This is a genomic window from Bacillus sp. MUM 116, from assembly GCF_001866655.1.
Classification (GTDB): Bacteria; Bacillota; Bacilli; order Bacillales; family Cytobacillaceae; genus Neobacillus.
Genome location: NZ_MLYR01000069.1, coordinates 1 through 26,858, shown reverse-complemented (window position 1 = coordinate 26,858; position 26,858 = coordinate 1). Strand labels below are relative to the sequence as shown.

Below are 26,858 nucleotides of genomic sequence, written 5' to 3'. Positions count from 1 at the left end.
TTGCTTAAATTGTTAAATGCTCATATGGAGTAAAAGTAAATTAGGCAAGCCCTGCCATAAAGTCATATTAGGCATATGTTGTATAAACCGAAGCGCCTGTTGCACCACAGGTGTGTTCTGCCTCCTTTTTGAAGAAGAAAAGTTCGGGATTTTCTTCTTACATAAAATAAAAATATAATTTTTTTCGCCTTGGGAATTGGCCGAAGAAAATGAACAGCTCTTTGAAGAAAATAAAAAATTAGAGATCCTTCTTACGGCTGTTGAATGTTTGATAATCTAAGATATATATAAGGATAAAATCCTTAATCGGGGTCTTACCAACGTTTCGAATAAAGGGTGGGGCTTATATGAAAAAAAATATATGTCCAAAATGTGAAAATGAAGGCATTAAAAAAGGCGTGATGGGAGGTACTGTTGGCCAAGTGTATATGTATTCCGATAAAAATCTTCGTAGTAAACCTTCACCTATATCAGTAGAATATTGTAGTCTCTGTGGGCACATTCTGTCCTTTTACGTAGATAAACCTGAAAATTTAGGATAGCAGTTTTATTCCGGGACAAATAAAAAAAGAGCTTATTTTAGCTCTTACCCATGGTATCAGCCCCATCCTTCGCTAACACCGGTGATAACCCCACTTGTTATCCAACCATATTTATTATAATTGTAAACGCTTACAAATGACAAGGGTTTTGCTCTTGTTAGATAAATATTTACAGCACTGAAGAGCCCAATAAGCAAAAAAAACGCAGGTTTTTAAATTAGCCTGCGTTTTTTATTTAGAGAAACTTGGTGGTGGTGCCATTTCACAAATAAACGGTTTTTGAATTTCATTGCCAGCTCTTAAAAGGAAGGAAAGAAGTGTAGAGTTCACATCAAGAATTATTTAATGGTGTATTAAAAGGGTCACAAATGCAGAGGCGAATTATGAACATTCGAGATAAGTCCAAAAACGGCATGATAGATAGAAAAAAATGTAAAAAGTGGTTTGGAAAAGATTCGAGGGTTAAGGAGTCACCTTGGAAAATACCAATAGTTCAGCAATCGGGCCAGATTGTGAAATAACTTTTTACAAGATCCATTAGAATAAGGTATTTCTTTTTTGCGAATTATTCAAAAAATTCATTTAAAACATTAAATTAATGTGAGAAGTTTTTTCTTTCTTTGAAGGATAGATTCCGAAAGATTCTGGAATTAATTGTGTTGAACGATAGAGCAATTCAGATACAGTTACACTTTTATACCCCTTCTTGTCTAAAAAGTCTAAAATGTTATCTAATGCTTTAACAGTAGAACAGGTTTGAGTATATTCACTACCATGCCAATCATGAAAAAGAATGATATTACCTGGCCGTATTCCTTTTTTTATATAACTGCACATTTGATTTGCTGGAGGATTTGCCCAATCACGAGAATCTTGATCCCATGACCATAATACGACCGTTTTACCATTTTTTAAAGCTGTATTGATAATTACATCATTATAAAAACCTCCTACAGGCCGATAAAGTGACGGTTTTAACCCAGTAAATTTCTTAATCATTTTATCTGTTTCTTCTAATTCGGATGATAGTTTTGCCGATGTTATATTTCCATAAATATGGTGGAAAGTATGATTAGCAATTTCATGTCCCTCTTTCACTTCTCTTTTTAAAAGATCAGGAAATCTGACTACTTTATTGCCAGCTACAAAAAAGGTAGCTTTAGCATCATGTTTTGCCAATATATCAAGTATTTGTGGAGTGAAATAAGGATGGGGTCCATCATCGAAAGTAAGGGCAACTAATTTTTCATTTGTGTTTACTTCCCAAATAACACGCCCTGTTTTTTCATATGCTTCTCGACTGTTAGTGGATGCATCGGCATGTACTTGACAGGAGAATAAAGGAATCAATAAAAGTATGGTAATGAACAAAATTTTTTTCATTGGATACGCTCCTCCATTATGATGAACTTATTTTTTGCTGTCTTTATTAAAAATATTTATCGAAAACAGGTAATTAATTGTTTGTAGAATCTAGTCGTTTCACGGTACAGAGATTTTATGCAATAGAAGAGGAGATACCCTTTCTTTCATAATTGGGCGGGAGCTTTCCTGTAATAAGGGAAGTGCCTTTGGATATTTAAGGGCCATTGACAAACCTAAGGAGTCTAGTAAAACAAGGATTCTCTTTATTAATATCGAAATATTATTAAAATAGTTTTTATTAAGAGGTGACTTTTATGCTTTTCCATTATCATTTTTGGACTCCTTATGTAGAAGAAACAGAAAAATTTTATGAGGATAATGGCTTTTATATTTCTCAGCGTATCGGAAAATATCAAGGGAAGTTTCAAAGTTTCAATCCCCCATTAATATGGGATGATTTTCGGAATAAAAACATTTTATTCCGAATCATAGAAGCGAAGAAAGGAAATGGGAATATTACATTTGGTTACGGAAAGAAAATTATGTTCGATCACATTGGTTTTTTAGTATCAAAAGAAGAGCATGACAAAATATGTGATAATGCTAAGGTTTTATCTTGGAAGGCTGAAATAAGCGATCGAAGAACGTTTATAAAAACTCCTTATGAATTTGATATTGAACTCCAAACACATTCTGATGTTGTAGATTTGGATGACAACACTGGAAAACTCGAAAGAATAACAATAATGATAAAATCCGAAGGGTTAGAAAAAGATCTTACCGAGTTGTTTGGTAAAGAAGTCCAAAGCGTTCAATCCGTTATTGGTGAAAAAGTAACAATAAAAGAAGCTATAATAAAAGGGTTTTTAACAATGAATACCGTGGATCCTAATGGGGTAAATGTTTTTAATTGTGTCTAGTTAGGTATTTATCAATATTCCACAATCGGGCGCGTTTATTTAGGAACGCGTCTTTCTTATTTTAAGGGCAATTTAATGGAGGACGTTGTCCCTAATAGTAACGGGTTCAGTTTAGGGGTGAAAAAGTTATTTTGTCAGGTAATTTGACATTCTAATTGACAATAATTTATGAGGAAAAACAGCCGTATCTATATATGTCACTGTGCACTCCAATTCAATCCCCATAAAAACAAGCAAGATTTTAAAAGAGTAACTTATACACAAATTAGGAATAATTTTGGTCCTCTTTCATTTTCATATTTATATTTTCATACAAGCTACATAAAATAAGTCCATTATTATTAAAGAAGGTGCCCGATGAAGAAAATACTTTTCATTTCAGTTCTTTCATTGATTCTTTTATTTTCTTATCAAATAAATACGGCTGCACGTACTATTAGTCGTTTCGAGATTGAAAAAACTGGGCAAGTTGTGTGGGAAGTAAATTCAAAGGAAAAAATATTATTTCATGATTGGCATGGTTTTGAAGATACTCAGAGTTGTAAAACAGCAGATGTATTAGGAAATATTTTGAATTTTTTACAAAAGAATGGGTATACATGTGTTACCGTATCTGAATTGCTTTACCGGTCGACACATATGATTCCAGAATCTTTTAACATTTATCCATCAAAAAGGACACAAACTTCTCAAATAAATTTAATGTTTTAAATGTTTTTCGGGGTCAAGTTAAGTTATCATGTTTCTAAAAAATAAACACATAACCCCTTAATCAATGGACAATTTAAAAAGACTATACCATGTCATGGGGGACCTTTATGATGCGGAAAAGACCGATAATTCTTATAGTAATCCTAAGTATGTTCATGATTATACTTGTGAACTTCATTAATCCATATAATACCATCGCAAAGGGCAACGGCAAAACTTCTTTGGAAATGAAAAACGATAAACTTTACAAAAAAATTCAAATGTATAGGGATGAACATAAAGTTGAGCCGATTGATGCAACCGTTGATAGGATATGGAAGGCGATACCCGGATACAATGGGCTGGATGTAGATATTACGGCAAGCTATAACAAAATGAAGAAAGATGCCAAATTTGTTGAAAACAAAATTGTCCTTAAGGAAATATCGCCCAACGTTCATTTGGGGGATTTACCACCTAATCCCATTTACAAGGGGAATCCGAAAAAGCCGCTGGTGGCTCTGTTGATCAATGTTGCTTGGGGCAATGAATACATTTCGACCATTCTTAATGTTCTTAAAGATTCCAAGGTTAAAGCGACATTCTTTTTTGACGGCAGCTGGGTTAAAAAGAATCCCGATCTAGCCATGATGATTTACGAAGAAGGTCATGAAATCGGTAACCATGCTTATAGTCACCCTGATCTTCAAAGGCGCTCCAAAAGCGATACTATAAAAGAGCTGGAAAAGACGAATAATATCATTGAAGAAACCATTGGTGTAAAACCGAAATGGTTTGCACCGCCAAGCGGAAGTTTCAATCAAGTAACCGTTCAAGTCGCGAACGAACTTAACATGAAGACTATTTTATGGACAGTTGACACGGTTGATTGGAAAAAGCCCCAAACAACAGAAATGGTTAATCGTATTGTAAAAAATGTGGATAATGGTTCAATGGTTCTTATGCATCCTACAAAGCCTGTTGCGGAAGGGCTTGACGCTATGATAACGAACATTAAGGCAAAAGGATACCAACTTGGTACCGTAAGTGATCTTATGAGTGAAAAACGCACAGAGAAAACGAATTTAGACAAATATTAAAGGATTTTAAAAAAAGATTATCCACTATCCTAGATAGGTAATTGTTTTATTTAATGCACAAATAACGACTACAATGCAGCGGAAATATATAGAGATGGAAAAAACCGTTTCGCAATGAATTGGAATTTATGAGGAATGAGCATACAACTTTACTCAACCCATGAAGGATTTTGATTCTGTAATTGGGAACTGATCCAGTATCCCTTTTATTTTTGAATATTCCTTGACAGGAATATTCCTCGTTGGGTATAATCAATTCAACAGGATGATAATACTAGTGATGATGTAGATTTGATTTTACCGGAGACCATCACTTGACGAGGTGAGCAACATGTCAGGGAAGATTCCGGACGCGAACATGACGACGCTGAGCGCTTTGTCTGAACCAAATCGTTTGAATATCGTTGAACTCTTGCGTGACGGGCCCCTGACCGTGGGGGAAATCGCCGACCAGCTGGGATTGAGGCAGCCCCAAACTTCGAAGCATCTAAAAGTGCTAAGCGACAACGGGATTGTGGAAGTTCAGGCCGAAGCTAACCGCCGCATCTACAAGCTCCGGCCTGAGCCCTTCCAAGCGCTGGATTCTTGGATACAGTCCTTCCGGAGCGTAATGCAAGAAAGATTCGACAATCTAGATGATTATTTGAAGGAATTGCAGAAAAAAGAAAAATCATAAAATCATTTCATGATCAAGGAGGAATTAAAATGTCAAATAATGCAATGGTGTCGAGAGTAGAGAACGATCGGGTACTGGTACTGGAGCGCATTTTCGATGCGCCACGCGATCTAGTATTTAGGATGTTTAAAGAGCCGGAGCATCTGAAACGCTGGTGGGGGCCGAGGGGCTGGGAGATTCCGGTCTGCACTGTCGATTTCCGTCCAGGAGGCGTTTGGCACTACTGTATGAAGTGTGTCGATCAAAATCAGGGGCAATTTTATGGTATGGAATCCTGGGGCAAAGGGGTTTATAAGGAGATTATTGAGCCGGAGAAAATCGTCTATACCGATTACTTTTCGGATGCTGAAGGCAATTTGAATGACTCCATGCCATCGACCGAGATCACATTAGAATTCATCGATTTTGATGGAAAGACAAAGCTGATAAACCGTGCTGAATATGTTTCCGCAGAAGCCCTAAAGACCGTCATGGACATGGGCATGCTGCAGGGCATCACCGAAACTTGGGACCGTTTGAACGAGCTTGTGGAGTCGCTGAAGTAGAGTTACCGTAACGCTGATTTTAGATTAGAAAATTTTAGAATCAGTAAGTTTTGTAATTAATTATATAAAGGAGTGTAAATATCAATGATTAGTAATGTAGGTCAAATCATGTTGTATATTAATAACCAAGATGAAGCAAAGGAGTTTTGGACAGAAAAAGTAGGGTTTAGTGTAATTTCAGAGGAAGACAATGGTCAAGGTTTGAGATGGATTGAAATTGCTCCAACTAAAGAAGCTGAAACAAGCATTATTCTCCATAATAAGGAATTTATTGCGAAAATGTCGCCTGAATTAAATCTTGGAACACCTTCTTTAATGTTCTTCTCGAAAAATTTCGATAATTTATATAGTGACTTATCAAACAAAAACGTTACAGTCGGAGAAATTGTAAATATGCCTTCAGGTAGAGTATTTAATTTTGCAGATAGTGAAAATAATTACTTTGCAGTAATGGAAAAAAAGTGAATTTCTATTCAAATTAAGAGTGCGATGCTTGAATAAAGGCATCGCCTTTTTGATTGTTTGAATTACAAAACAGATTGTGAAGATTTAAACAGGAATCTCTTGCTTAAAGTGACGGTCTAACAGATATCATTTTCGGTATTAATCTTTTAGTGAAAAATGTTGAAAAACTATTAGCTGGTTTACTTTTGTTGTAGATTTAGAATAAAGTTTGATAATTTAAAACAAAGTCGATAGTTAATATAAAAGATTGATAATTTGTATAAAGTTTGATTAAAATCCTGTATTAAAATAAAAAACAGACTACTGTTCGATTTAAATATTCCACGATATAATGGTGAGAGTTTGTGCCTGAGTAAATATTTTTATAAACAGTGAGGTAGTGTATGAAAAAAAGAATCACAGACATTATTTTTATCATTTTTGGTTCATTTATTTTTGCGTTAGGTGTTAATTTATTTGTTATTCCGAACGAGCTTGGTGAAGGAGGAGTAACTGGTATCACGATTATTACCTACTATTTATTTGAGTGGTCACCAGGTTTAGTCAACTTAATTCTGAATGCATTTTTATTAATAATTGGTTATAAATTTTTGAATAAGGTAACAACGATTTATACGATTATTGCAGTGGTTTTTAATTCGCTTTTTCTTCATCTGACAAAAGGCTGGAATATTGCTTCTGATGAATTGATGGTGAATGCTATTTTTGGAGGAATCATTATTGGTGCTGGGATTGGCTTAATCATTCGGGTTGGCGGAACAACTGCAGGTACTACCATCTTAGCAAAGATAACACAAAAGTATTTAGGATGGAGCATTAGCTATGGTCTATTGTTTTTTGATTTAATAGTTGTTTTTTCATCTTATTTTGTCATTGGTGCAGAAAAGCTGATGTTGACAATTATTATGCTATATGTAGGAACGAAAGTGATGGAATTTGTAATCGAAGGCTTGAGTACAAAGAAGGCCATTACGATTATTTCTGATAAACCGAATGACATTGCCAAACAGGTGACTACATCAATGGACAGAGGGGTAACCGTATACTCGGGTCATGGTTATTACACAAAGACTCCAAAGGAAATTCTTTATATTGTTATTAGTAAGCAAGAAGTAATAAAGTTGAAACGGATTGTTCAATCTACTGATCCGAATGCTTTCATCGCTATACACGATGTTCGTGATGTGTTCGGAGAAGGATTTATTGATATTTCTAAAGCTTAATAAGAGGTTGTTTTAAAAAAGTTAGAATTTGTAGAGTTGGTATTAGATAGATATCTATCTGTTTTAATTATTAATCTACAGGCAGAGTCAGCCCCTTATTAATTGCTTCTTATTTTGACAATTCTCTTGTAAAAAAGTTGTTTCCTGGATGGAGATTACCTGAAGGTTTAACTGAAGAGTTATTTTACACCATATATTAAAAATTTGGGTAATAATTGTATAATCCATTAAAGGGCTCGATGGTTTAACAACAAAGGCAGAAATGATCAATCTTTTTTATAGAGATTAATCTTAATACTACAATATAAGAATCCATTTTGATCAATCTTTTTTCAAGATGGATTCTTATTTTTTATCGCAAAATGCTGGCTTGTTGGGTATTATTAAGTCAGCCCGTATTACCAGTTGATGAATTAATCTTAGAAGACTTTAAAGAAAGTCCGATGCTTGCAAAGAAACAACATAAGTTATATGAATTCATGTTGAAAAACTTTCTAGAGAAGCGTGAAAAGTCGCTCTTTTTTTCGTTGACGTTGATAATCATTTTCAATTATAATTTAAATTAGATATTGATAATGATTATCAATTGTTGTTAGGAACTAATAAAGTACGAGTGAATAGCCCATATAAAGGCTTGTTTAAAAAACGTTGCCAATATAAAATGATGAACTCATTTAATCATTGTATGAAATGTCCCTTAACTAAACGATGTGAACTAGAAGTTATTGAAGAAGATGACACTTTTTTTAATTATCCTAAATTGCATTAAGAAAATTTGATGAAAGAGGGTTATAAAAGTGTTAGTTTGCAAAAAACATGTAAGGGAAGCACTCAACAGGCTTGATGTTCCTCATGTTGTTAAAGTTGAAAATGATCAAGGCACTTGTTCCTTTTGTGAAAAAGAAGCAAATTTCAAAATCTTTTACTCAATTCCTTTTTTTAAAACATTTAATAAAAATAATCCAATACTTATTGGTTAATGAATTTAAAAATTGTTTTTTATAAATTAAGGAGGAATCACTTTGAAAAATCTAAATCAAAAAATCGTTCCGCATTTATGGTATGACAAGGAGGCAATAGAAGCAGCTGAGTTTTATGCTAGTATATTCCCAGACTCAAAAATTATAGATATAACAACTATACATGACACACCCTCAGGAGACTCAGATATAGTCTCTTTTGAGCTTTGGGGGCAGAAGTTCATGGCAATCAGCGCAGGACCTTATTTCAAGATCAATCCGTCGGTATCTTTCATCGTTAATTTTGACCCATCGCGAGAAAAACACGCAAGAGAAAAAATAAATGAGGTTTGGACTAAATTGTCTGAAGGTGGCAAAGTGTTAATGCCACTTGACCAATATCCGTTCAGTGAGAGGTATGGTTGGATCCAGGACAAGTATGGTTTGTCTTGGCAGTTAATCCTATCCAATTCAGAAGGTGAAGAGCGACCTACAATCGTGCCATCACTTTTGTTTGTCGGTGATAAATTTGGTATGGCGGAAGAGGCGATTCGTTTTTATTTATCAGTATTTAAGACCGCAAAGCAGGGACTTATCGCCCGCTACCCTAAAGGGATGGAACCTGACAAAGAAGGAACGATCATGTTCTCTGATTTTAGCTTAGAAAATCAGTGGTTTGCTGCAATGGATAGCGCGCACGAGCATAAATTCAGCTTTAACGAGGCCATTTCATTTATGGTGTACTGCGACACACAAGAAGAGATTGATTATTATTGGGAAAAGCTCTCAGCGGTTCCTGAAGCCGAGCAATGTGGCTGGTTAAAAGATCAGTTTGGTATATCCTGGCAGATTGTGCCGAGTGAAATGGACAAGATGATGAGCAAGGGCACACCTGAGCAACTTGCGCGCGTAACGAAAGCATTTCTAAAAATGAAGAAATTTGATCTTGTGGAATTGCAGAAAGCATACAAAGGATAAAGAGAATACAGTATGGAAGCTGGATGGTCACAATGAGGTGGCTATGATTATTAAGGAGGGAAGTGTAAAACGATGGATTTCGAAATGGTTATGCAGGAACTGGAAGTGCTCGGAAAGGAACGAACTAAAAAGACTTACTTAAGCAATGGTGCACACGAGCCGATTTTTGGCGTGGCTACCGGCGCAATGAAGCCGCTTGCAAAAAAAATCAAGAAAAATCAGCCTTTATCTGAGCAGCTTTACGCAACCGGAAACTACGATGCTATGTATTTTGCCGGCATCATTGCGGACCCAATGTCAATGTCTGAGGCTGATTTTGAGCGTTGGATAGATGCGGCGTATTTTTATATGCTGTCTGATTTTGTGGTGGCTGTAACTTTGGCTGAAACTGATATTGCGCAAGATGTTGCAGATAAATGGATCTCAAGCGGTGATGAACTTAGAATGTCGGCAGGCTGGAGCTGTTACTGCTGGCTTTTGGGAAATCGCTTGGACAGTGAATTCAGTGAAAGTAAGATTTCTAGTATGCTTGATCAGGTAAAAAATACGATTCTTGATTCTCCTGATCGAACAAAATCCGCTATGAATAATTTTATTTACACGGTTGGGATTTCCTATTTGCCGCTCCATGATAAGGCGGTTGAAACCGCAAAGGCAGTAGGCCCAGTCGAAATCAGACGGGATAAGAAAAAAAGCAGTATTCTGCATGCGTACGAAAATATCCAAAAGGAAATAGAACGAGGTCGGATTGGTTTCAAGCGCAAATATGTCAGGTGTTAGCTTGGTTTGTTTTTGGAGCTGGACTCCGAAAATTGAAAATGTAAGATAGATGGTAGATTTTTAATTATCGAAACAATGCATGAGTTTCAGTAAATGTTTGGATATGCAAGTTACCATTTGGTGTAACAAATTGAGAAGCAAACAAGGAAAAAGCAATGGTTAGGAACAACGTGATTACTGCAAACAATTCAGTATTTTTTCTTATTCTTTTCATTTTTTTATACTTTTTTAAACTAACAACCTTATTTTTCTTGTTCACATCATTTGCCCTCCGGTTTTTTATACATATCTGCTTATAAATATAATATATCAATAACTGAATTTTGTAAAAATTATATTTTTTAAAAATCTTTCTATTTTGTGGCTCTAGCCTATTCTCCTTTTATTGGGGTAAAATGGTTTGAGCGGGGTCAGGTAATCCGGGACGAATTTGCGGCCATTGTCTCCATACAGGTTCAGTCACTTGGCACCCCGGATGCGGAAGTGGCTTTCTGTATTTTTTTGAAGAATCTGATTATTAATTAAATGGGAAGAGTTTTGCGGAAGAATAATTTTTATAAAACGGAGGGAAATGTATGTATCCAAATATTTTAAGACATCCAGGGCCAACTCCAATTCCTAAAAAAGTAGAACTGGCCATGGCTCAGGATATGATTAGCCATCGTACAGAGGAATTTGTCAATTTATATCAAGAAACCACCCGCCGTGTAAAACCTATTTTCGGGACCAAGCAGGATATCTTGCTTCTGCCTTCAGGCGGGACTGCTGCATTAGAAGCGGCAGCGGTCAATACTGTTTCACCTGGAGAAGAGGTCGTTGTTATTTCGGTTGGAGCTTTTGGTGATTATTTCGTTTCAATTTGTGAAAAATATGGGTTTCATGTACATAAGCTTGCGAAGGATTGGGGCGAGGCTTGTACGGCAGAAGATCTAATTGAATTTTTGAAACCATTATCCAACATTAAAGCGGTTTTTGCCACTTATAATGAAACTTCTACCGGGATTTTAAATCCGGTTGATAAATTGGGAGAGGTGGTACGCACTCATACCAATGCACTCTTCATTGTCGATGGGGTAAGCTGTATTGGCGGCGCCCCAGCACAAATGGACGAGTGGGGCATCGATATTCTCTTAACAGGTTCTCAAAAAGCCATGATGCTTCCCCCTGGACTTTCTCTTTTAAGTGTCAGTGAAAGAGCCTGGAAAGTAATTGAGGCGAATCGAACACCTGCGTATTATTTAAATTTATTGAGTTATCGGGAGTGGGCTTCAAAAGGAATGACACCTAACACCCCAGCGATTTCCCTGATTATGGGACTTTCAGCTGTCTGTGATTTAATTAAGGAGGAAGGTGGATTTTCGAAAACCGTAGAACGTCATGAATTAATGAAAAATATGGTTCGTGAAGCTATGAAGGCTCTGTCCATCGGTTTATTGACCAGTGATGAGTTTGCCTCACCAACAATAACCGCAATCTGCACACCGGAAGGTTTGGAGCTATCATCCTTTTTGGGACATTTAAAGAAGAAATATCATCTTGATTTTGCCGGCGGACTCGGCAATCTGCAGGGGAAAATTTTTCGATTTGGACATATGGGCTATTGCTTCCCTAGTGATATCCTCGAAGCTGTTTCCCTCATCGAGGCGGGATTACAGGATTTTTCCTACCCGTTTGAACCTGGGGTCGGAGTGAGAGCGGCACAAAACGTTTTTTTATCTAGTCTAGGAAAGTAATAGAGATACTATATTAATTTTATTCTAGGTGGACATATAACAGAAAAAACTAGAATCTATCGTGACAAATTAATGAGAAGAGCGACAGGTTAGCGCTCTTCTCTAAAATGTAGACAAACAAAAGCACACTCTTCCTATTTCGCCAAACTTCTTACAATTGCCGCTAAGCGACGCAGCCCATCTTCTAAATCTGAAAGCGAAGCAAACGAATAAGAAATCCGCAAATATTGTTCAGACTGATAATCATACACATTCCCTGGATTCAATAATATGCCCTCTGAAAGTGCCATTTCAAATAACTTTCTAATCGAGATTGAAGGTAACAAACGCACCCATACATAAAATCCACCCTTTGGCTTTTCCCAGACGGCAAGATCAGAAAAATATTTTTTCAAAATATTTAAGGTGAAATTTCTTCGCATTTTCAATACTTTCCTTACTTCATGAAGATGTTGTGAATAGAGCCCGCTTGAAAACCACTCAACAGCAGCCCACTGCGATAAAGAACTGGACCCATAATCGGTTTGCATTTTAATATCCGCTAAATGCTCCACTACGGGTTCTGGACCAACAATCCAACCAATCCGAAGCCCAGGACTTAATGATTTGGATAAACTCCCCAAATAAAGGACAAGCCCATTTTTGTCAAAAGCCTTAATCGGTGTTGGCGGCTCATCATCCAACCATAATTCCCGATAAACATCATCCTCAATTAATGGTAACCGCTCTTGTTGACAATTCGTTAACAACTGGTGGCGCCTTTCCTCCGACATTAATGTTCCGGTAGGGTTGTGAAATGTGGGAATGGTATAAAGTAAAGCTGCTTTATGTTGCTTTTTATATTGAGAAATATGATTGGTTTCAATTCCTTCTTTATCCAAAGGGATTCCTACTAAACGCATACCTGCTGACTGGAAGACATTCAATGAATGAAGATAGGATGGCTTTTCCGTTAACACGGTGGAGCCTTTATGTAGTAAACCAACACTGATCAGCTGCAAGGCTTGTAAAGCCCCTGACACAATTAAAATCGAAGAAGGAGAAGCTTGAATCCCAATGTTCCTTAAATATTCGGCTATTTGTTCCCTTAGGGGCAGCAAACCCTTCGGTTCTTCATAACCATAAGATATTTCTTTCCCAGACAATTCTTGAAAAACCTTTTTCATTAATGTTTTGGGTATAAGAGATGGCGAAAGTTCCCCAGTTCCCAAACGGATGATGTTAGGTATAAATTCAGCTTGATTGATTTCTTGAATCGTTGGCAAGTTTGGCTTATGAATTCCAAAGTTTACGTATGATCCCCAATCTGGGGGAGGGGTAGTGGCCAAAAGATTCCATGTATTATTTACCACTCTGGTACCGCTCCCGCTTTTTCCTTCAATAAGACCTTCCGCGATTAATTCATCATAAGCAGCAACAACGGTACTTCGATTCACGCCTAGGGCATTTGCTAATGAACGTTGGGGAGGAAGCTTACATCCGATTATCCACTCTCCATTTGATATTTTTTCTTTAATAAAATCGGTTATTTGTTTATGTAATGGGACAGGTGATGATTTATTTGGTTTCCAATCGATTGTAAACATAGAGTTGGTTCTCCTTTTTATTGATGATTATATAACTTGGTTGGTTTTAATTCCATCCAATTGGTTGGAGACATGAAACTAATTTCCAACTAAAATAAGTTTAGCTGATATATAGAAAGGAAGAATTTTTGATGTTAGAACCATTTATCCATGGCTTTATTCTTGCACTCGGACTAATCCTCCCTTTAGGGGTGCAAAATGTTTTTATTTTTAATCAAGGGGTGCTGCAACCTCGCTATAATAAGGTTTTACCAGCAGTCATAACCGCTTCTTTATGTGATACTCTGTTAATCTTGATCGCTGTTTTAGGAGTTTCATTGCTTATTCTTGGGTCAATATGGATCAAGACGATTTTAATTGGGGGCGGGTTTATCTTTTTGGTTTATATGGGATGGACCACATGGAATAGTAAACCTGGTAATCAAAAGAAAGAAATGGCGGAGAAATTTTCTTTAAAAAAACAAATCCTTTTTGCAGCATCTGTTTCCTTACTAAACCCTCATGCAATCATGGACACGATGGGTGTGATTGGAACGAGTTCATTAAAATACCATGAGGAAGAAAAAGTCATTTTTACTTTTGCGTGTATTTTGGTTTCGTGGCTTTGGTTTTTCGGACTTTCGCTATTTGGACGGTTAAGTGGAAAGCTTGACAAAACAGGAAACTTTATCTTGGTATTGAATAAAATATCCGCCGTGGTTATGTGGGGGGCAGCGGTTTACCTGGTGTTAACGCTGTTTATGAAATAGGAAAAGAGATTGGGGCCATCTCCAATCTCTTTTTATTCAAACACTTTTCCGCACCATTTCAGAACCATCCTCATACTTTTTAAGATTGATTCCCGATACACTTACCCCAACTAGGGTCATAATTCCGCCAACTAACGATACCCAAGTAGGCACTTCGTTCAAGAAAATCCATGAAATCACTAAAGCTGCAACAGGTGTTAAATATAAAGAACTTGTTGCTGCCAAAGCACCCGCCTTTTCTGTAACAAAGGCCATTGCTAAATAGGACAGAACAGTTGGAACCAGCCCCAGATAAATAACCGAAAAAGTGGCGGAATAGGAGGCTGCTGCGATTTCTTTTCCCAAGCCCGGCAAAAAAATCAGCATGAAGAGTGTCCCTGCAATAATGGTATAAATCGTAAAAGGGATGAAACCGTATTTTTTTAAAAAGTTTGTTTGAAAAATAAAGTAAAAGCTTTCCCCTAAGGCTGCAATTAAAATGAAGATAACACCTTTTACATAAGCAGATTGCGGTATTCCTGAACCAAAGGAAATGATCACAATCCCGCAAAAAGCGATTAAGGAGCCAATCCACCTCATTTTATTAAATTTTTCTTTTAGAAAAAGAGCGGCTAAAATGGCTGAGAAAATCGGTGTCGTGGATACCAATAAACTGGACATCCCTGCACTGACCGTTTTTTCGCCCATACTTAAAGCTGTATGGTAGATCATAAAGCCTAAAAAACCCAAAAGCAAAATGACGGGGATGTCTTTAAAATCTGGTAATTTTATTTTCTTAATGATCGCAAAAATTATAAGACTAATAGAGCCAATCATCAGACGAAACAGGGCAAGATGTTCCGGACTATAAGATTGAAGCGCAGTCTTAATTCCGGGAAAAGCCGATCCCCAAGCAACAATAATCAAACTGTAAGCAACGAAAAGTCTACTATTCATGATTTTTCCTCATTTCTCACATACATAGTAAATGTTGTAAAATTATAATAAAATAAAAAAGAATGGAAATCGCCAACCAATTGTATAAGAAAAAAACCAACAAATTTGAAAATCAACAGAAAGAATGATGTGCATGAATAAAACACCTCGATATCTTCAAATCGTCCACTGGATGCGGGAAAAAATCGCACAAGGGGAATGGGTCATCGGAAGTAAAATTCCAACCCAGCGGGAAATAGCAGAAAAGTTTGGTGTCAATAGAAGTACGGTTATAACAGCGATTGAAATTGTGAAGTCCGAAGGGTTCTTAGAGGGGAAAACCGGAAGCGGTATTTATGTCATTCAAAATCAATGGTCACTAGAATCAGAGATTCCCCCTCCCGACTGGAATGATTTAACGAAATGGTCCCTGCAGCCTTCAAGTGTTCATGCAGTACAATTGATTAATGATTTAGAAACAAGAAAAGATATCATCCAACTAAGTAAAGGGGAACTTGGACCAAATCTATTTCCGCATTCAGAAATTACTGAAGCTATGATGAAAGCATCGATCCAAATTCAGGATTTCGGATACGGGGACGGTTTGGGGGATCTTGGTTTAAGAAAAGAAATTAGCATGCATCTCCAAAAAAACGGTATTAAAATGAAACCCGAATCTATTTTAGTCGTTTCGGGTGCACTGCAGGCACTCAAATTAATTACGATTGGGATCTTAAAAAGAGGGTCAACAGTATTTTTAGAAAGTCCTTCTTATTTACATTCCATTCATCTATTTCCAGCAGAAATGTCCATCAAGCGAATTCCCGTGGATGAAAATGGGCTAAGGATGGAAGATTTATTTCAACATACCTTTACCAAAAACGCTTCGGCGCTTTTTATCAATCCTACTTTCCATAATCCGACTACGACTACATTGTCATTGGAACAAAGAAAAACCCTATTAGATAAATGCCGTCACTATCAGCTGCCAATCATTGAAGATGATATTTTTAGGGATTTATGGCTGGAAGACCCACCGCCTCCGCCATTAAAAGCATTAGATAAAAATGGACAAATTTTATATATTGGCAGTTTTTCAAAAACCATTGCACCTGGTCTTCGGATTGGCTGGTTGGCAGGTCCTGAAGAAGTGATTAAACGACTTCGTGATGTACGAATGCAAACAGACTATGGTTCAAGTTACCTATCTCAATTACTAATAAAAGAGCTGCTTGCTTCAGGGATGTATGAAAATCATTTAAAAAAGGTAAGAAAGATTTTAAGGGAAAAAAGAGATTATCTGGTTGAACTGCTGGAACTTCATTTAGGTGAATTTGCTTCATGGTCCAAACCATCAGGGGGATTATTTATTTGGGTAATTTTCAAGCAAAAAATGAATTTGCAAAAATTATTTAAGCAATGTGTAAATAGAAATGTTTTAATTAATCCTGGTTTTATTTATCATGACCATCAATCATCCATTCGTTTGTCTTATTCATATGCAAGCTTTGAGGAAATGGAAAAAGGAGTCTTGGTGATTAAAGAAATCTTGATGAATGTTTTATAGCTGAATAGTATTTTTAATATATTTATTTTTCGAAAATTTCTAATAGCTATATTGACACGATAATTTTCAGTCCATATAATAATAGATGAGGCCGGCGATAATTTCGTTTGACTGTCGCTAATTAAGTAAGCGATTACATAATGTGAAATAACAGTTGTCCCTTTTGCGTAATTTTAATGAAAACCAGACAGACATTGGACACTTCGTAAGGAATATTCGTAATACGAACATCTTTATAGAAGATAGATGTCTTGCCTGGTTTTTTTATATTTAAATCTATTAAAACAAGAAATGACTAGAAAGGAAGGGAACAAGGAGAAAGGGAAAAAAGTGTAAAATATTAAATTTATATTCCAATAAGAAAGGCGGGACGTGGATGGCAGTTGTTAAAAAGAACGAGGAAATTCCAGGTAGTGAAGAAGTCACAATTAAACGAAATTTAAAAGCACGCCACATGACGATGATTGCGATTGGAGGATCAATCGGAACGGGTCTCTTTTTAGCGACAGGTGCTTCAATACATACTGCAGGACCTGGTGGTGCGCTGCTGGCCTATGGATTAATTGGAATTATGGTTTATTTTTTAATGACAAGCCTTGGGGAAATGGCGACCCATATGCCGGTTTCGGGATCCTTTGCAACATATGCAGGCCGATTTGTGGATCCAGCATTGGGATTTGCCCTTGGGTGGAATTATTGGTTTAACTGGGCAGTTACCGTGGCAGTTGAAATTGCTGCATCCGCCATTATTATGAAATTTTGGCTTCCAAATGTTCCAAGCATCGTGTGGAGCGTACTGTTTTTAGGACTTATGTTTTTATTAAATGCTTTGTCGGTTAAAAGTTACGGTGAGTCAGAATATTGGTTCGCATTAATTAAAGTTATTACAATTATCGTTTTTATTGGCGTTGGCGTGCTGACCATTTTTGGTATTTTTGGCGGTGAATCTCTCGGTTTTAAAAACTTTACAATCGGGGATGCTCCCGTACATGGCGGCTTTATGTCGGTATTAAGTATTTTCTTTATCGCGGGTTTTTCTTTCCAAGGAACAGAGCTTGTCGGGATTGCTGCCGGAGAAAGTGAAAATCCTGGGAAAAACGTACCAAGAGCCATCCGACAAGTATTTTGGCGTATTCTATTATTCTATATTGGCGCTATAGCGGTCATTGGTCTCGTCATTCCGTTTACAAGTCCGCAGCTATTAGGCGGGGATGTTGATAGTATTGCGGTGAGTCCGTTTACGCTCGTATTTGAGAAAGCGGGTATTGCCTTTACTGCATCTGTCATGAATGCCGTTATTTTAACGTCTGTATTATCCTGCGGGTCATCAGGATTATATGCTGCAACACGGATGCTTTGGTCGATGGCTAAGGATGGACAAGCCCCTAAATTTTTGCAAAATGTAAATAAGCGCGGTATTCCAATGAATGCACTGGTTACGACAACAATTGTTGGAGCTTTAGCGTTTCTCACTTCGATTTTTGGTGATCAGGTGTATACATGGTTATTAAATGCCTCTGGCTTAACCGGTTTTATTGCCTGGCTTGGTATCGCTGTAAGCCATTATCGTTTTAGAATAGCCTATAATGCCCAAGGAAGAGACCTGAATCAACTTAAGTACAGGGCGAAATGGTTCCCACTTGGTCCGCTGCTTGCCCTCGCTATGTGTATCGTTATTATTCTTGGGCAAAACTATCAAGCCTTTACTGCGGATAAAATTGATTGGTACGGTGCAGCTGTTTCCTATATTGGGCTTCCTATCTTTTTAATTGTTTGGCTCGGTTATAAAATCGTGCATAAAACGAAAGTGATTCCGCTTAAAGAATGTTCGTTTGAAGAAGAACATTATTAATAAGAAGAAACCGGATATGGTTTGAAACAATGTCCCTCTAGTGTTGCTTGCTAGAAGGACATTTTTTTGGATTTCAAACAGAATTTGTTCCTCCATTGTTGCTGGAAGGACATTTTTGGGGATTTCAAACAGAATTTGTCTCTCCAGTGTTGCTGGAAGGACATTATTTTTATATATCAAGCAGATATTGTCCCTCCAGGAATGTCCGGTTTTTTTGCGTTCATTAAAGGAGGAAGAGTCAATTCGTTTGTTTCAATCGATGAAAAATGTTTTAACCGATGCACTAAAGCACGGTGGCTATTTAGAAAAGCCTTTTTACAAAGGGGATACTCTGACAGGCAGCTACAACCAATTTTGCAAGGTTTATGACCGTGAAAATCAGCCATGCATTCGCTGCCAAATTCCGATTAAAAAAACAACAATAGCATCGCGAAAATCATTTTTTTGCCCTTTTTGCCAAAAATGATCCCACCTTAAAGGATGGGATTTTTTCATTTTTTAAAATATTGTCGAAAAAATGTAGAAATAAATGTTTCGCATTTTGTTCAAATGTAATATACTAAATACAAATAAGTATAACACATTTAAAAATTCCGTCAGAATAGTACCTATTTTTTGAGAGGAGGGCGGAAGTTATTAAACTGACAAAACGGCAGGACGAAATCTTGCAAATTGTAAAAGAAAGCGGTCCGATTACGGGGAAGGAAATTGCCGAAAAGTTGTCATTAACAAGAGCCGCACTGCGACCAGATCTGGCGATTTTAACAATGTCCGGCAATTTGGACGCAAGACCCCGGGTTGGTTATTTTTATAATCAAGAATTAGAAGTTAAGCAGCATGCTGAAAAGTTTTTACATCAAAAGGTAAGTGATTTTAAAGCCCATCCGATTGTGGTAGAAAAATCAACCTCTGTGTATGACGCCATTGTTCAACTCTTTTTAGAAGATGTAGGCACGCTTTATGCTGTCGATGAAGAAGGAAACTTGGCGGGAGTCATTTCCCGAAAGGATTTGCTTCGAACTGCGATTGGAAATCAAAACCTCAACGAGCTCCCGGTTAGTGTAATCATGACCCGGATGCCCAATATCATCACGATTAACCCGGAAGAATCCTTACTCGAAGCAGCAAAAAAGATGATTAATAATCACATTGATTCATTACCTGTTGTAAAGGAAATGGAGGATGAAACATATTTACTGGTAGGTCGGATTACGAAGACCACAATTACAAGGGCATACCTTGAAATAATGGAACAAAAACTTGGTTGAGGAGAGTGGCAGGAATTTTGGATCAAAAAGAAGTGGTCTATGTTGTATCTGACTCAGTTGGGGAAACGGCTGAGCTTGTGGTAAAAGCGGTGGCCACCCAATTTAACGGGGGCCATGTAGAAATCCGCCGCAGTTCCTATGTGGAGGATTTTGAAGATATTGAAGATGTAATTTTATTAGCAAAAGACGGCCGGTGCATCATCGCTTATACCATCGTGGTTCCTTCCTTAAAGGAATATTTGGACCAGCGTGCAGCAGAAGAGAGGATTTATGCAGTTGATTTGCTAAACCCTTTAATGAATGCCTTTACCACAAAATTTAATAAAACCCCGCATCATCAGCCTGGTATGATGAGAAAATTGGACGAGGAGTATTTTCGGAAAATTGAGGCGATTGAGTTTGCAGTTAAATATGATGATGGACGTGATCCCCGGGGAATTACCAAAGCAGACATCGTATTAATAGGTGTATCAAGAACATCAAAGACACCACTTTCCATGTACTTGGCACATAAACGCTTTAAAGTAGCAAACGTTCCATTAGTTCCGGAGGTGCCGCCGCCGGATGAACTATTCGAAATCCCACGACGTAATTGTATTGGATTAATCATTTCTCCGGATAAATTAAATGAAATCCGGAAAGAGCGATTAAAAGCATTAGGACTCGGTTCTAAGGCCAGCTATGCGAGCTTTGAACGGATATTGGACGAACTGGAGCATGCGGAAAAAATTATGAAACGTGTGGGCTGTCCGATTATTGATGTTTCCAATAAGGCAGTCGAGGAAACAGCCGGTCTCATTTTAGAAATTTTAAAAAAAGAGAGGAGCTTTTAACCAATGGAAAAATACGTATACCTGTTTCATGAGGGAAATGGCGATATGAAAGAATCGCTGGGAGGAAAAGGTGCAAACTTAGCAGAGATGACACGGATTGGCCTCCCGGTACCTTTTGGATTCACGATTTCTACACAAGCTTGTAATGCATACTATGAATCTGGCAAAAAAATCCCTGCTTTAGTAGAGGCTCAGAGCTTAGAAGCGCTAAATCGTTTGGAAGAAAAAATGGGAAAAAAATTGGGTGACGCGAAAAATCCATTACTAGTTTCTGTCCGTTCCGGTTCTGTATTTTCTATGCCAGGAATGATGGATACGGTTTTAAACCTTGGTATGAATGATGAAACCGTTGTAGGTATGGCAAAGTTAACAAACAACTCTCGTTTTGCTTATGATTCATATCGCCGTTTCATTCAAATGTTCAGCAATGTTGTGTTAGACATCGATACGTATTTTTTCGAAGAATTATTGGAAGAAGTTCGTGAGCAAAAAGGCTATTCCTCTGATCCTCAAATGAGTGCAGAAGACTGGCAGGAAGTTATTGTCGGCTATAAAGGAATCGTCAAAAAGCATACAAGGAAAGAGTTTCCGCAGGATCCAAAAGAGCAGCTCTTCTTAGCAATAAATGCGGTGTTTGATTCTTGGAATAATCAGCGCGCAATCGTGTATCGCCGCTTAAATAAAATCCCGGATCACTTAGGAACTGCAGTAAATATTCAAAGTATGGTATTTGGAAATATGGGAAATGATTCCGGAACAGGCGTAGCGTTCACAAGAAATCCTTCTACTGGTGAACATGTGTTGTACGGGGAATACTTAATTAATGCACAGGGTGAGGATGTTGTTGCCGGAATTCGTACACCGCAGCCAATTGCAACTCTAAAGGATGAAATGCCTGAAGTTTACCAGCAATTCACCGATACGTGCAAACGCTTAGAGCAGCATTATCAGGAAATGCAGGATATTGAATTTACGGTTGAGCGCGGCAAACTCTTTATCTTGCAAACTCGTAACGGAAAACGGACAGCTCAGGCAGCCATCCGCATTGCGGTGGAAATGGTGGCAGAAGGAATTATTGATAAAAAGACGGCGTTGCTTCGGGTAGATCCAGATCAGCTAAACCAATTGCTGCACCGCCGTATTGATGATAAATACCAGCGTACATTGTTAGCGAAAGGCTTGCCGGCCTCACCTGGAGCGGCAACTGGTCAGGTTGTCTTTGATGCGGACGAAGCGGAACAATTAGGTAACGAAGGTAAAAAAGTGATCCTTGTTCGACCAGAAACAACCCCGGATGATATCCACGGTATTGTTGCCTCGCAAGCAATTTTAACAAGCCGCGGCGGTATGACAAGCCACGCAGCCGTTGTTGCGAGGGGGATGGGTAAAGCTTGTATCTGCGGTTGTGAGGCAATGAAAATTGATTTAAAAGCAAAACAATTTACGGTTGGCGAAACGGTTGTTAAATACCGCGATACGATTACGATTGATGGTTCTACCGGTGAAATCATGCTTGGAGAAATTCCAATGATTGACCCTGAGTTATCCGATGAATTCCAATTATTATTAGCATGGGCGGACCAAGAACGGAAAATCGGCGTCCGTGCCAATGCTGATAATCCAGAGGATGCGAAAAAGGCATTTGATTTCGGTGCCGGTGGAATCGGCTTGTGCCGCACTGAGCACATGTTCATGGATCTTAAGCGAATCCCAATCGTGCAAAAAATGATTTTAGCCGAGAACTACGCCGAGCGTATGGAAGCTCTTGACCAGTTATTGCCAATGCAGCAGGGCGATTTTGAAGGGATTTTTGAAGCGATGCAAGGGCATCCGGTTACGATTCGTTTACTTGATCCGCCATTACATGAATTCCTTCCGGATAAAGAGGAGCTTTTAGTCGAAGTAACGAAGCTGCAAATTTTAAATCCGGGCTCCGCTGATTTGAAGGAAAAAGAATTATTGCTGAAAAAGGTCCGTCAATTAGATGAGTTCAACCCAATGCTTGGCCACCGCGGCTGCCGTTTGGGGATGATTTATCCGGAAATCTACGAAATGCAGGCAAAAGCGATTTTCTATGCAGCAGCTAAGCTGGCGAATAAAGGCATGGAAGTGAAGCCTGAAATCATGATTCCGCTTGTCGGACATGTGAATGAATTAAAGGAAATGCGTCAACTAGTGGTTGATGCTGGTGTACGTGTTCAAGAAGAAACAGGAAAGCAATTCGATTACACGATTGGTACGATGATTGAGATTCCACGAGCGGCGCTAACGGCAGATCAAATTGCAGAAGAAGCGGATTTCTTCTCATTTGGTACGAATGATTTAACGCAAACGACTTTCGGCTACAGCCGTGATGATGCAGAGGGCAAGTTCTTGCAGGCATATATTGAGCATAAGGTTCTTCCGGAGAATCCGTTCGCGGTGCTTGATCGGGACGGTGTCGGTAAATTAGTTGAAATGGGCGTAAAGCTTGGCCGTGGCACAAAGTCTTCACTGAAAACCGGTATTTGTGGTGAACACGGCGGTGAAAAGAGCTCCATTGATTTCTGCTACAGAACTGGACTTGACTATGTGAGCTGTTCGCCATACCGAGTACCGCTGGCTCGCCTGGCTGCGGCACAAGCAACGATTCGTCATGAGAAAAACAAAAAAGAGGTTTATACAACCGCATAAGGTTTGTGAATTGTGAGCGGTATCCTTTTATGGGGTTCCGTTCATTTTTGTTCTGACGGTAATAATCCATTTATTCGATAACAAGGATGATTCCCCCAACTTCTGCAAATACTACCCAAAACTAGGAAAAAGGAGCATGATGATGGGGGCAATCGAGAGAAGTGGTTACCGTTTTGTACCTGAATATAGCGTGATTGGGCAAGATGGAGCCATCCACGTATATAATCGGGATCATTTTATTGAAGAAATTAAATTTCAGTTTTCAGGAAAATTCCCGGAATTGGATCAAATCGAGGATTTGGTTGACGAATATTGTAACCAACATAATATTTAAGGGAACGCTTGTTCGAAGTGGGAATTAATGCTATAATTAGAAATGCAATAGAATAGGATTTCTCAAGGGTGGTCGGATCACTCCTATTGAAAGGGGGTGATGCCGTTTGACAGTTTATCAAGCTTTGATGCTGGCATTTTCATTTGCAAGTCTCATTGTCACTGTGCTGTCATTTTACAAAAAAAAATAATCCACCCTTGAGCCGACAAGCATAAGCGGTGGACTATTTCTTACCAATATGCCGACTCCCCATGGGGAACCGACTATTGCATGGACCGAGTAAGCTTACGCCATGCTCGGTCTTTTTTACTATTCGATCTCTATGAACTCATTATACATAATATAAAGGAAAAAAGAAATCAGAAAAGATATAATTTTAACGAGGAGACAAACGAAATGAGTAAATTAATGGCCATTTATCCTCAAGCAATCGAACATACGAAAAAAAAGCTATACGAAGATATAGATCATTATTTGGAAACGAAAGAAACAATACCAAGCTTTGAACAATATCTTTCTGACCGGAAACAGTATGCCGAACAAATTTGGATCAATGTTTGGCTGAATAAATCCACCAACGATGTGCCCAGAAATGAAAAGAAGGCATTTTTGAAGGAAAAAGGATTTGTGGTCGAGGGGGTTGACCGGAAATTAATCAACAAGCTTTTTCGTGATGAAATGCGGACTTATCAGCCATTTGATGCCTTTAAATGGCTGCAGGAAACCTTTGATGGCGACGAAGATAAATGGGAAAAAAGATCCTATAAAGCGAAAGCAGATTTTTTGAAAAGGGAAGAAGAGCATAAACTGCAAGCTGATAAACAACTGCTTCAAAATGAAATTGATTCCTTTGCGGCAGAATTTATTGAAGATCATTACCAAAACTTCTATCTTTATATCCGAAGATTTATTGCGGTTCAATTAGCGGCAGATTTTGAAAATAATCTGAAATTCCAATCTGTCGATACCTTTGCCCTAGAAGAAAAACTGGTCAATCAAGGGAATTTTGATCCGAATGCTTATACCACTTTGGCGAGTTTTTTTGAAGAACTTACCGGCGATATTCATAAAACGCTTCACTGGGGCCGAAGCTTTTACGAATATCAGACCTATTTTTTTGTATATGAAAGTTTAATTTCTGACTATGTTTCCGCACTTTTGCCGCAAAAAGTATTGGAAAAACTTCCTGAAAAAATTCATCACGAATATCAAGATACCTTTCACGAAAAACTGTCCATTCCTTTTGTGAAAAATAGTATCGCAAATCTCATTTATGAGGTGGAGGAGTATTTTATTGAGGATATCCAGGAGGAATATGTATCTGACCTATTAAAACTGGTAGACGTTCCATTTGAGTTGGAGGTTCACCGAGAAATTTTTGAAAAAGATTTTGCGGAAAGAGAACGAAAAAGAGCGGAAGAAGAAGCGGAATTACAACGAAAAAGAGAAGAAGAAGCCCGGATGATGGAGGATATATTTGGTCAGGAATATAATCCATCATTGGGAAAATCGGTTCGCTATGTGCTTCATATTGGAGAAACCAATACCGGAAAAACATACCATGCCCTTGAACAGATGAAAACAGCTGACAGCGGCATATATTTGGCCCCGCTCCGCCTGTTGGCGCTGGAAGTTTATGATAAATTGAATAATGAAGGAACATTATGCTCCTTAAAAACCGGTGAAGAGGAAAAAATCGTTCCTGAAGCCAAACATATTTCTTGCACGGTCGAAATGTTTCACGAAAAAGAATTCTATGACGTGGTAGTAATTGATGAAGCGCAAATGATTACCGATAAGGACCGGGGATTTTCTTGGTACAAGGCGATTACAAAAGCAAATGCCAAGGAAGTGCATATTATCGGCAGTCGGAATTCCATAAATATGCTGCTTGAGCTTTTAGGTGACTCCGATATTGAGATTCATGAGTACACTAGGGATACCCCGCTTGAAGTGGAATCGAGGGAATTTCATATCAAACATGTAAAAAAAGGGGATGCGCTGATTTGTTTTTCGAGAAGGCGTGTGCTTGAAACGGCTTCAAGGCTGCAAAATGACGGCCATAGGGTCAGCATGTTATACGGCAGTATGCCTCCGGAAACAAGGAAAAAGCAAATTCAGCAATTTAATGATGGAAAAACAAAAGTCATTGTTGCAACAGATGCAATTGGTATGGGGCTAAATTTGCCCATCCGGAGAATTGTCTTTTTGGAAAATGAAAAATTTGATGGAACAAAACGGCGGCTGCTTTCGTCCCAAGAGGTGAAGCAAATTGCCGGACGTGCCGGCAGAAAAGGGATTTATGATGTCGGAAGGGTTGCCTTCACAAATGATATTAAAACGATGCGTCGACTCCTGATGCAGGAGGATCAACCGGTTCATACTTTTGCCATTGCCCCAACTAATTCGGTTTTTGAACGATTCCTTCATTATTATCGAGATTTAGGGACTTTCTTTGATCTTTGGGAAAAATTCGAAAGTCCAAAAGGAACGAAAAAAGCTTCACTATCAGAAGAACGATCATTATACCAGTTGATTGCCGGAACAGAAATCGAAGTACGGCTTCCGCTTATGGATCTTTATGGGTTCCTGCATTTACCTTTTTCTAAAAATGAACCTATGCTGACAAAGCAATGGGAGCAAACGATGTATGCGATTATAGAAGGAAGAGAACTTCCTGAACCGATTGTAAAGGACCGCAGCCTTGAGGAACTTGAACTTTCTTATAAAGCAATCGGTCTCCACCTTTTGTTTTTGTACCGGTTGGGTGAAAAGACGGAAGCGATATACTGGGAACGTCTGCGTGAAGAGGTAAGTGACGGGGTTCAAGACCGGTTAAAAACAGATATCAAGAAGTTTGTGAAAAAATGTAAGAATTGTGGAAGAAATCTCCCGTGGGATCATGCTTTCCCAATCTGTGATTCCTGTCATGCGGCCAAATACCGCCGCCATCGGAATGATGATGAGTTTGATTTTTAGGATAAAAATATATGTCCTTCCTGTTTAGGAGCTAATAGTTGGCCATAATTAATACGAAAGCTTTTAGAAAACAAAACCCCTGATTTCCTTATTGAACTGCACCCCAATTGTTAGACACCATCTATC

General features: G+C 38.1%; 26 protein-coding genes. 22 read left to right on the top strand and 4 right to left on the bottom strand.

The window, feature by feature from the left end:
• Positions 1–347: 347 nt before the first annotated feature.
• Positions 348–542: a hypothetical protein gene (locus BIV60_RS17035; protein WP_071356900.1), complete on the top strand. Its 195-nt coding sequence runs from the start codon at positions 348–350 to the stop codon at positions 540–542.
• A 582-nt stretch (positions 543–1,124) separates the two neighbouring features.
• Here BIV60_RS17035 and BIV60_RS17030 read toward each other — a convergent pair.
• Positions 1,125–1,925 (bottom strand): polysaccharide deacetylase family protein, encoded by an 801-nt coding sequence (locus BIV60_RS17030; protein ID WP_071356899.1) that lies wholly within the window; start codon positions 1,923–1,925, stop codon positions 1,125–1,127.
• 296 nt (positions 1,926–2,221) lie between these two features.
• Here BIV60_RS17030 and BIV60_RS17025 point away from each other — a divergent pair, with 296 nt between their 5' ends.
• From BIV60_RS17025 to BIV60_RS16980, 10 genes are all read left to right on the top strand, one after another.
• On the top strand, positions 2,222–2,827 hold the full coding sequence (locus BIV60_RS17025; protein ID WP_071356898.1) for a hypothetical protein: 606 nt from the start codon (positions 2,222–2,224) through the stop codon (positions 2,825–2,827).
• A gap of 357 nt (positions 2,828–3,184) precedes the next feature.
• Positions 3,185–3,538, top strand: a complete 354-nt coding sequence (locus BIV60_RS17020) for a hypothetical protein (RefSeq protein ID WP_071356897.1) — start codon at positions 3,185–3,187, stop codon at positions 3,536–3,538.
• A 107-nt stretch (positions 3,539–3,645) separates the two neighbouring features.
• Positions 3,646–4,617, top strand: coding sequence for a polysaccharide deacetylase family protein (locus BIV60_RS17015; protein WP_256218443.1), 972 nt, complete (start codon positions 3,646–3,648; stop codon positions 4,615–4,617).
• A 331-nt stretch (positions 4,618–4,948) separates the two neighbouring features.
• Positions 4,949–5,293, top strand: coding sequence for an ArsR/SmtB family transcription factor (locus BIV60_RS17010; protein WP_071356896.1), 345 nt, complete (start codon positions 4,949–4,951; stop codon positions 5,291–5,293).
• A 29-nt stretch (positions 5,294–5,322) separates the two neighbouring features.
• Complete coding sequence (locus BIV60_RS17005) at positions 5,323–5,838, top strand: SRPBCC domain-containing protein (RefSeq protein WP_071356895.1); 516 nt, start codon at positions 5,323–5,325, stop codon at positions 5,836–5,838.
• Between the two features lie 84 nt (positions 5,839–5,922).
• Positions 5,923–6,303 (top strand): VOC family protein, encoded by a 381-nt coding sequence (locus BIV60_RS17000; protein WP_071356894.1) that lies wholly within the window; start codon positions 5,923–5,925, stop codon positions 6,301–6,303.
• A 383-nt stretch (positions 6,304–6,686) separates the two neighbouring features.
• Entirely contained in the window at positions 6,687–7,526 is an 840-nt protein-coding gene (locus BIV60_RS16995; protein WP_071356893.1) for a YitT family protein, read from the top strand.
• A gap of 797 nt (positions 7,527–8,323) precedes the next feature.
• A complete protein-coding gene (locus tag BIV60_RS16990) occupies positions 8,324–8,506 on the top strand; it encodes a hypothetical protein (protein ID WP_071356892.1) in 183 nt (60 codons plus the stop codon).
• 42 nt (positions 8,507–8,548) lie between these two features.
• Positions 8,549–9,463, top strand: a complete 915-nt coding sequence (locus BIV60_RS16985; protein WP_071356891.1) for a VOC family protein — start codon at positions 8,549–8,551, stop codon at positions 9,461–9,463.
• 72 nt (positions 9,464–9,535) lie between these two features.
• The gene (locus tag BIV60_RS16980; RefSeq protein ID WP_071356890.1) at positions 9,536–10,243 is read left to right on the top strand and encodes a DNA alkylation repair protein; all 708 of its coding nucleotides are present in this window, start codon (positions 9,536–9,538) and stop codon (positions 10,241–10,243) included.
• Positions 10,244–10,307: 64 nt separating this feature from the next.
• On the opposite strand, the gene BIV60_RS16975 is transcribed toward BIV60_RS16980, so the two are convergent.
• A complete protein-coding gene (locus tag BIV60_RS16975; protein ID WP_071356889.1) occupies positions 10,308–10,502 on the bottom strand; it encodes a hypothetical protein in 195 nt (64 codons plus the stop codon).
• A gap of 316 nt (positions 10,503–10,818) precedes the next feature.
• On the opposite strand from BIV60_RS16975, the gene BIV60_RS16970 reads away from it, so the two are divergent.
• Complete coding sequence (locus tag BIV60_RS16970) at positions 10,819–11,976, top strand: pyridoxal-phosphate-dependent aminotransferase family protein (protein ID WP_071356888.1); 1,158 nt, start codon at positions 10,819–10,821, stop codon at positions 11,974–11,976.
• Positions 11,977–12,110: 134 nt separating this feature from the next.
• Here the strand turns inward: BIV60_RS16970 and pdxR are convergent, their stop codons facing one another.
• Entirely contained in the window at positions 12,111–13,562 is a 1,452-nt protein-coding gene (pdxR, locus tag BIV60_RS16965; RefSeq protein WP_071356887.1) for a MocR-like pyridoxine biosynthesis transcription factor PdxR, read from the bottom strand.
• A gap of 131 nt (positions 13,563–13,693) precedes the next feature.
• On the opposite strand from pdxR, the gene BIV60_RS16960 reads away from it, so the two are divergent.
• On the top strand, positions 13,694–14,311 hold the full coding sequence (locus BIV60_RS16960; RefSeq protein WP_071356886.1) for a LysE/ArgO family amino acid transporter: 618 nt from the start codon (positions 13,694–13,696) through the stop codon (positions 14,309–14,311).
• A 36-nt stretch (positions 14,312–14,347) separates the two neighbouring features.
• On the opposite strand, the gene BIV60_RS16955 is transcribed toward BIV60_RS16960, so the two are convergent.
• On the bottom strand, positions 14,348–15,247 hold the full coding sequence (locus BIV60_RS16955; protein WP_141770478.1) for a DMT family transporter: 900 nt from the start codon (positions 15,245–15,247) through the stop codon (positions 14,348–14,350).
• 133 nt (positions 15,248–15,380) lie between these two features.
• Between BIV60_RS16955 and BIV60_RS16950 the strand changes: the two genes are divergently transcribed.
• The 9 genes from BIV60_RS16950 (at position 15,381) to BIV60_RS16915 (ending at position 26,732) form a co-directional block, all read left to right on the top strand.
• Positions 15,381–16,793, top strand: a complete 1,413-nt coding sequence (locus BIV60_RS16950) for an aminotransferase-like domain-containing protein (RefSeq protein WP_177177326.1) — start codon at positions 15,381–15,383, stop codon at positions 16,791–16,793.
• Positions 16,794–17,169: 376 nt separating this feature from the next.
• Complete coding sequence (locus tag BIV60_RS16945; protein ID WP_071356883.1) at positions 17,170–18,645, top strand: amino acid permease; 1,476 nt, start codon at positions 17,170–17,172, stop codon at positions 18,643–18,645.
• Between the two features lie 115 nt (positions 18,646–18,760).
• Complete coding sequence (locus tag BIV60_RS30515) at positions 18,761–19,111, top strand: zinc finger domain-containing protein (RefSeq protein ID WP_071356882.1); 351 nt, start codon at positions 18,761–18,763, stop codon at positions 19,109–19,111.
• A 175-nt stretch (positions 19,112–19,286) separates the two neighbouring features.
• Positions 19,287–19,913: a transcriptional regulator CcpN gene (ccpN, locus tag BIV60_RS16935; protein WP_071356881.1), complete on the top strand. Its 627-nt coding sequence runs from the start codon at positions 19,287–19,289 to the stop codon at positions 19,911–19,913.
• A gap of 17 nt (positions 19,914–19,930) precedes the next feature.
• A complete protein-coding gene (locus tag BIV60_RS16930) occupies positions 19,931–20,746 on the top strand; it encodes a pyruvate, water dikinase regulatory protein (protein ID WP_071356901.1) in 816 nt (271 codons plus the stop codon).
• A gap of 3 nt (positions 20,747–20,749) precedes the next feature.
• A complete protein-coding gene (ppdK, locus tag BIV60_RS16925; RefSeq protein WP_071356880.1) occupies positions 20,750–23,419 on the top strand; it encodes a pyruvate, phosphate dikinase in 2,670 nt (889 codons plus the stop codon).
• 142 nt (positions 23,420–23,561) lie between these two features.
• Positions 23,562–23,753, top strand: a complete 192-nt coding sequence (locus tag BIV60_RS16920) for a YbxH family protein (RefSeq protein ID WP_071356879.1) — start codon at positions 23,562–23,564, stop codon at positions 23,751–23,753.
• Positions 23,754–23,859: 106 nt separating this feature from the next.
• Entirely contained in the window at positions 23,860–23,943 is an 84-nt protein-coding gene (locus tag BIV60_RS31010; RefSeq protein ID WP_371261554.1) for a putative holin-like toxin, read from the top strand.
• A 206-nt stretch (positions 23,944–24,149) separates the two neighbouring features.
• Positions 24,150–26,732, top strand: coding sequence for a DEAD/DEAH box helicase (locus BIV60_RS16915; RefSeq protein ID WP_071356878.1), 2,583 nt, complete (start codon positions 24,150–24,152; stop codon positions 26,730–26,732).
• The last annotated feature ends 126 nt before the right edge of the window (positions 26,733–26,858 follow it).

Bases quoted from the DNA above. Each gene is read 5' to 3' on its own strand.
- BIV60_RS17035 (WP_071356900.1), top strand. From the start codon at position 348: ATGAAAAAAAATATATGTCCAAAATGTGAAAATGAAGGCATTAAAAAA.
- BIV60_RS17030 (WP_071356899.1), bottom strand. From the start codon at position 1,925: ATGAAAAAAATTTTGTTCATTACCATACTTTTATTGATTCCTTTATTC.
- BIV60_RS17025 (WP_071356898.1), top strand. From the start codon at position 2,222: ATGCTTTTCCATTATCATTTTTGGACTCCTTATGTAGAAGAAACAGAA.
- BIV60_RS17020 (WP_071356897.1), top strand. From the start codon at position 3,185: ATGAAGAAAATACTTTTCATTTCAGTTCTTTCATTGATTCTTTTATTT.
- BIV60_RS17015 (WP_256218443.1), top strand. From the start codon at position 3,646: ATGATGCGGAAAAGACCGATAATTCTTATAGTAATCCTAAGTATGTTC.
- BIV60_RS17010 (WP_071356896.1), top strand. From the start codon at position 4,949: ATGTCAGGGAAGATTCCGGACGCGAACATGACGACGCTGAGCGCTTTG.
- BIV60_RS17005 (WP_071356895.1), top strand. From the start codon at position 5,323: ATGTCAAATAATGCAATGGTGTCGAGAGTAGAGAACGATCGGGTACTG.
- BIV60_RS17000 (WP_071356894.1), top strand. From the start codon at position 5,923: ATGATTAGTAATGTAGGTCAAATCATGTTGTATATTAATAACCAAGAT.
- BIV60_RS16995 (WP_071356893.1), top strand. From the start codon at position 6,687: ATGAAAAAAAGAATCACAGACATTATTTTTATCATTTTTGGTTCATTT.
- BIV60_RS16980 (WP_071356890.1), top strand. From the start codon at position 9,536: ATGGATTTCGAAATGGTTATGCAGGAACTGGAAGTGCTCGGAAAGGAA.
- BIV60_RS16970 (WP_071356888.1), top strand. From the start codon at position 10,819: ATGTATCCAAATATTTTAAGACATCCAGGGCCAACTCCAATTCCTAAA.
- pdxR (WP_071356887.1), bottom strand. From the start codon at position 13,562: ATGTTTACAATCGATTGGAAACCAAATAAATCATCACCTGTCCCATTA.
- BIV60_RS16960 (WP_071356886.1), top strand. From the start codon at position 13,694: ATGTTAGAACCATTTATCCATGGCTTTATTCTTGCACTCGGACTAATC.
- BIV60_RS16955 (WP_141770478.1), bottom strand. From the start codon at position 15,247: ATGAATAGTAGACTTTTCGTTGCTTACAGTTTGATTATTGTTGCTTGG.
- BIV60_RS16950 (WP_177177326.1), top strand. From the start codon at position 15,381: ATGAATAAAACACCTCGATATCTTCAAATCGTCCACTGGATGCGGGAA.
- BIV60_RS16945 (WP_071356883.1), top strand. From the start codon at position 17,170: ATGGCAGTTGTTAAAAAGAACGAGGAAATTCCAGGTAGTGAAGAAGTC.
- ppdK (WP_071356880.1), top strand. From the start codon at position 20,750: ATGGAAAAATACGTATACCTGTTTCATGAGGGAAATGGCGATATGAAA.
- BIV60_RS16920 (WP_071356879.1), top strand. From the start codon at position 23,562: ATGGGGGCAATCGAGAGAAGTGGTTACCGTTTTGTACCTGAATATAGC.
- BIV60_RS16915 (WP_071356878.1), top strand. From the start codon at position 24,150: ATGAGTAAATTAATGGCCATTTATCCTCAAGCAATCGAACATACGAAA.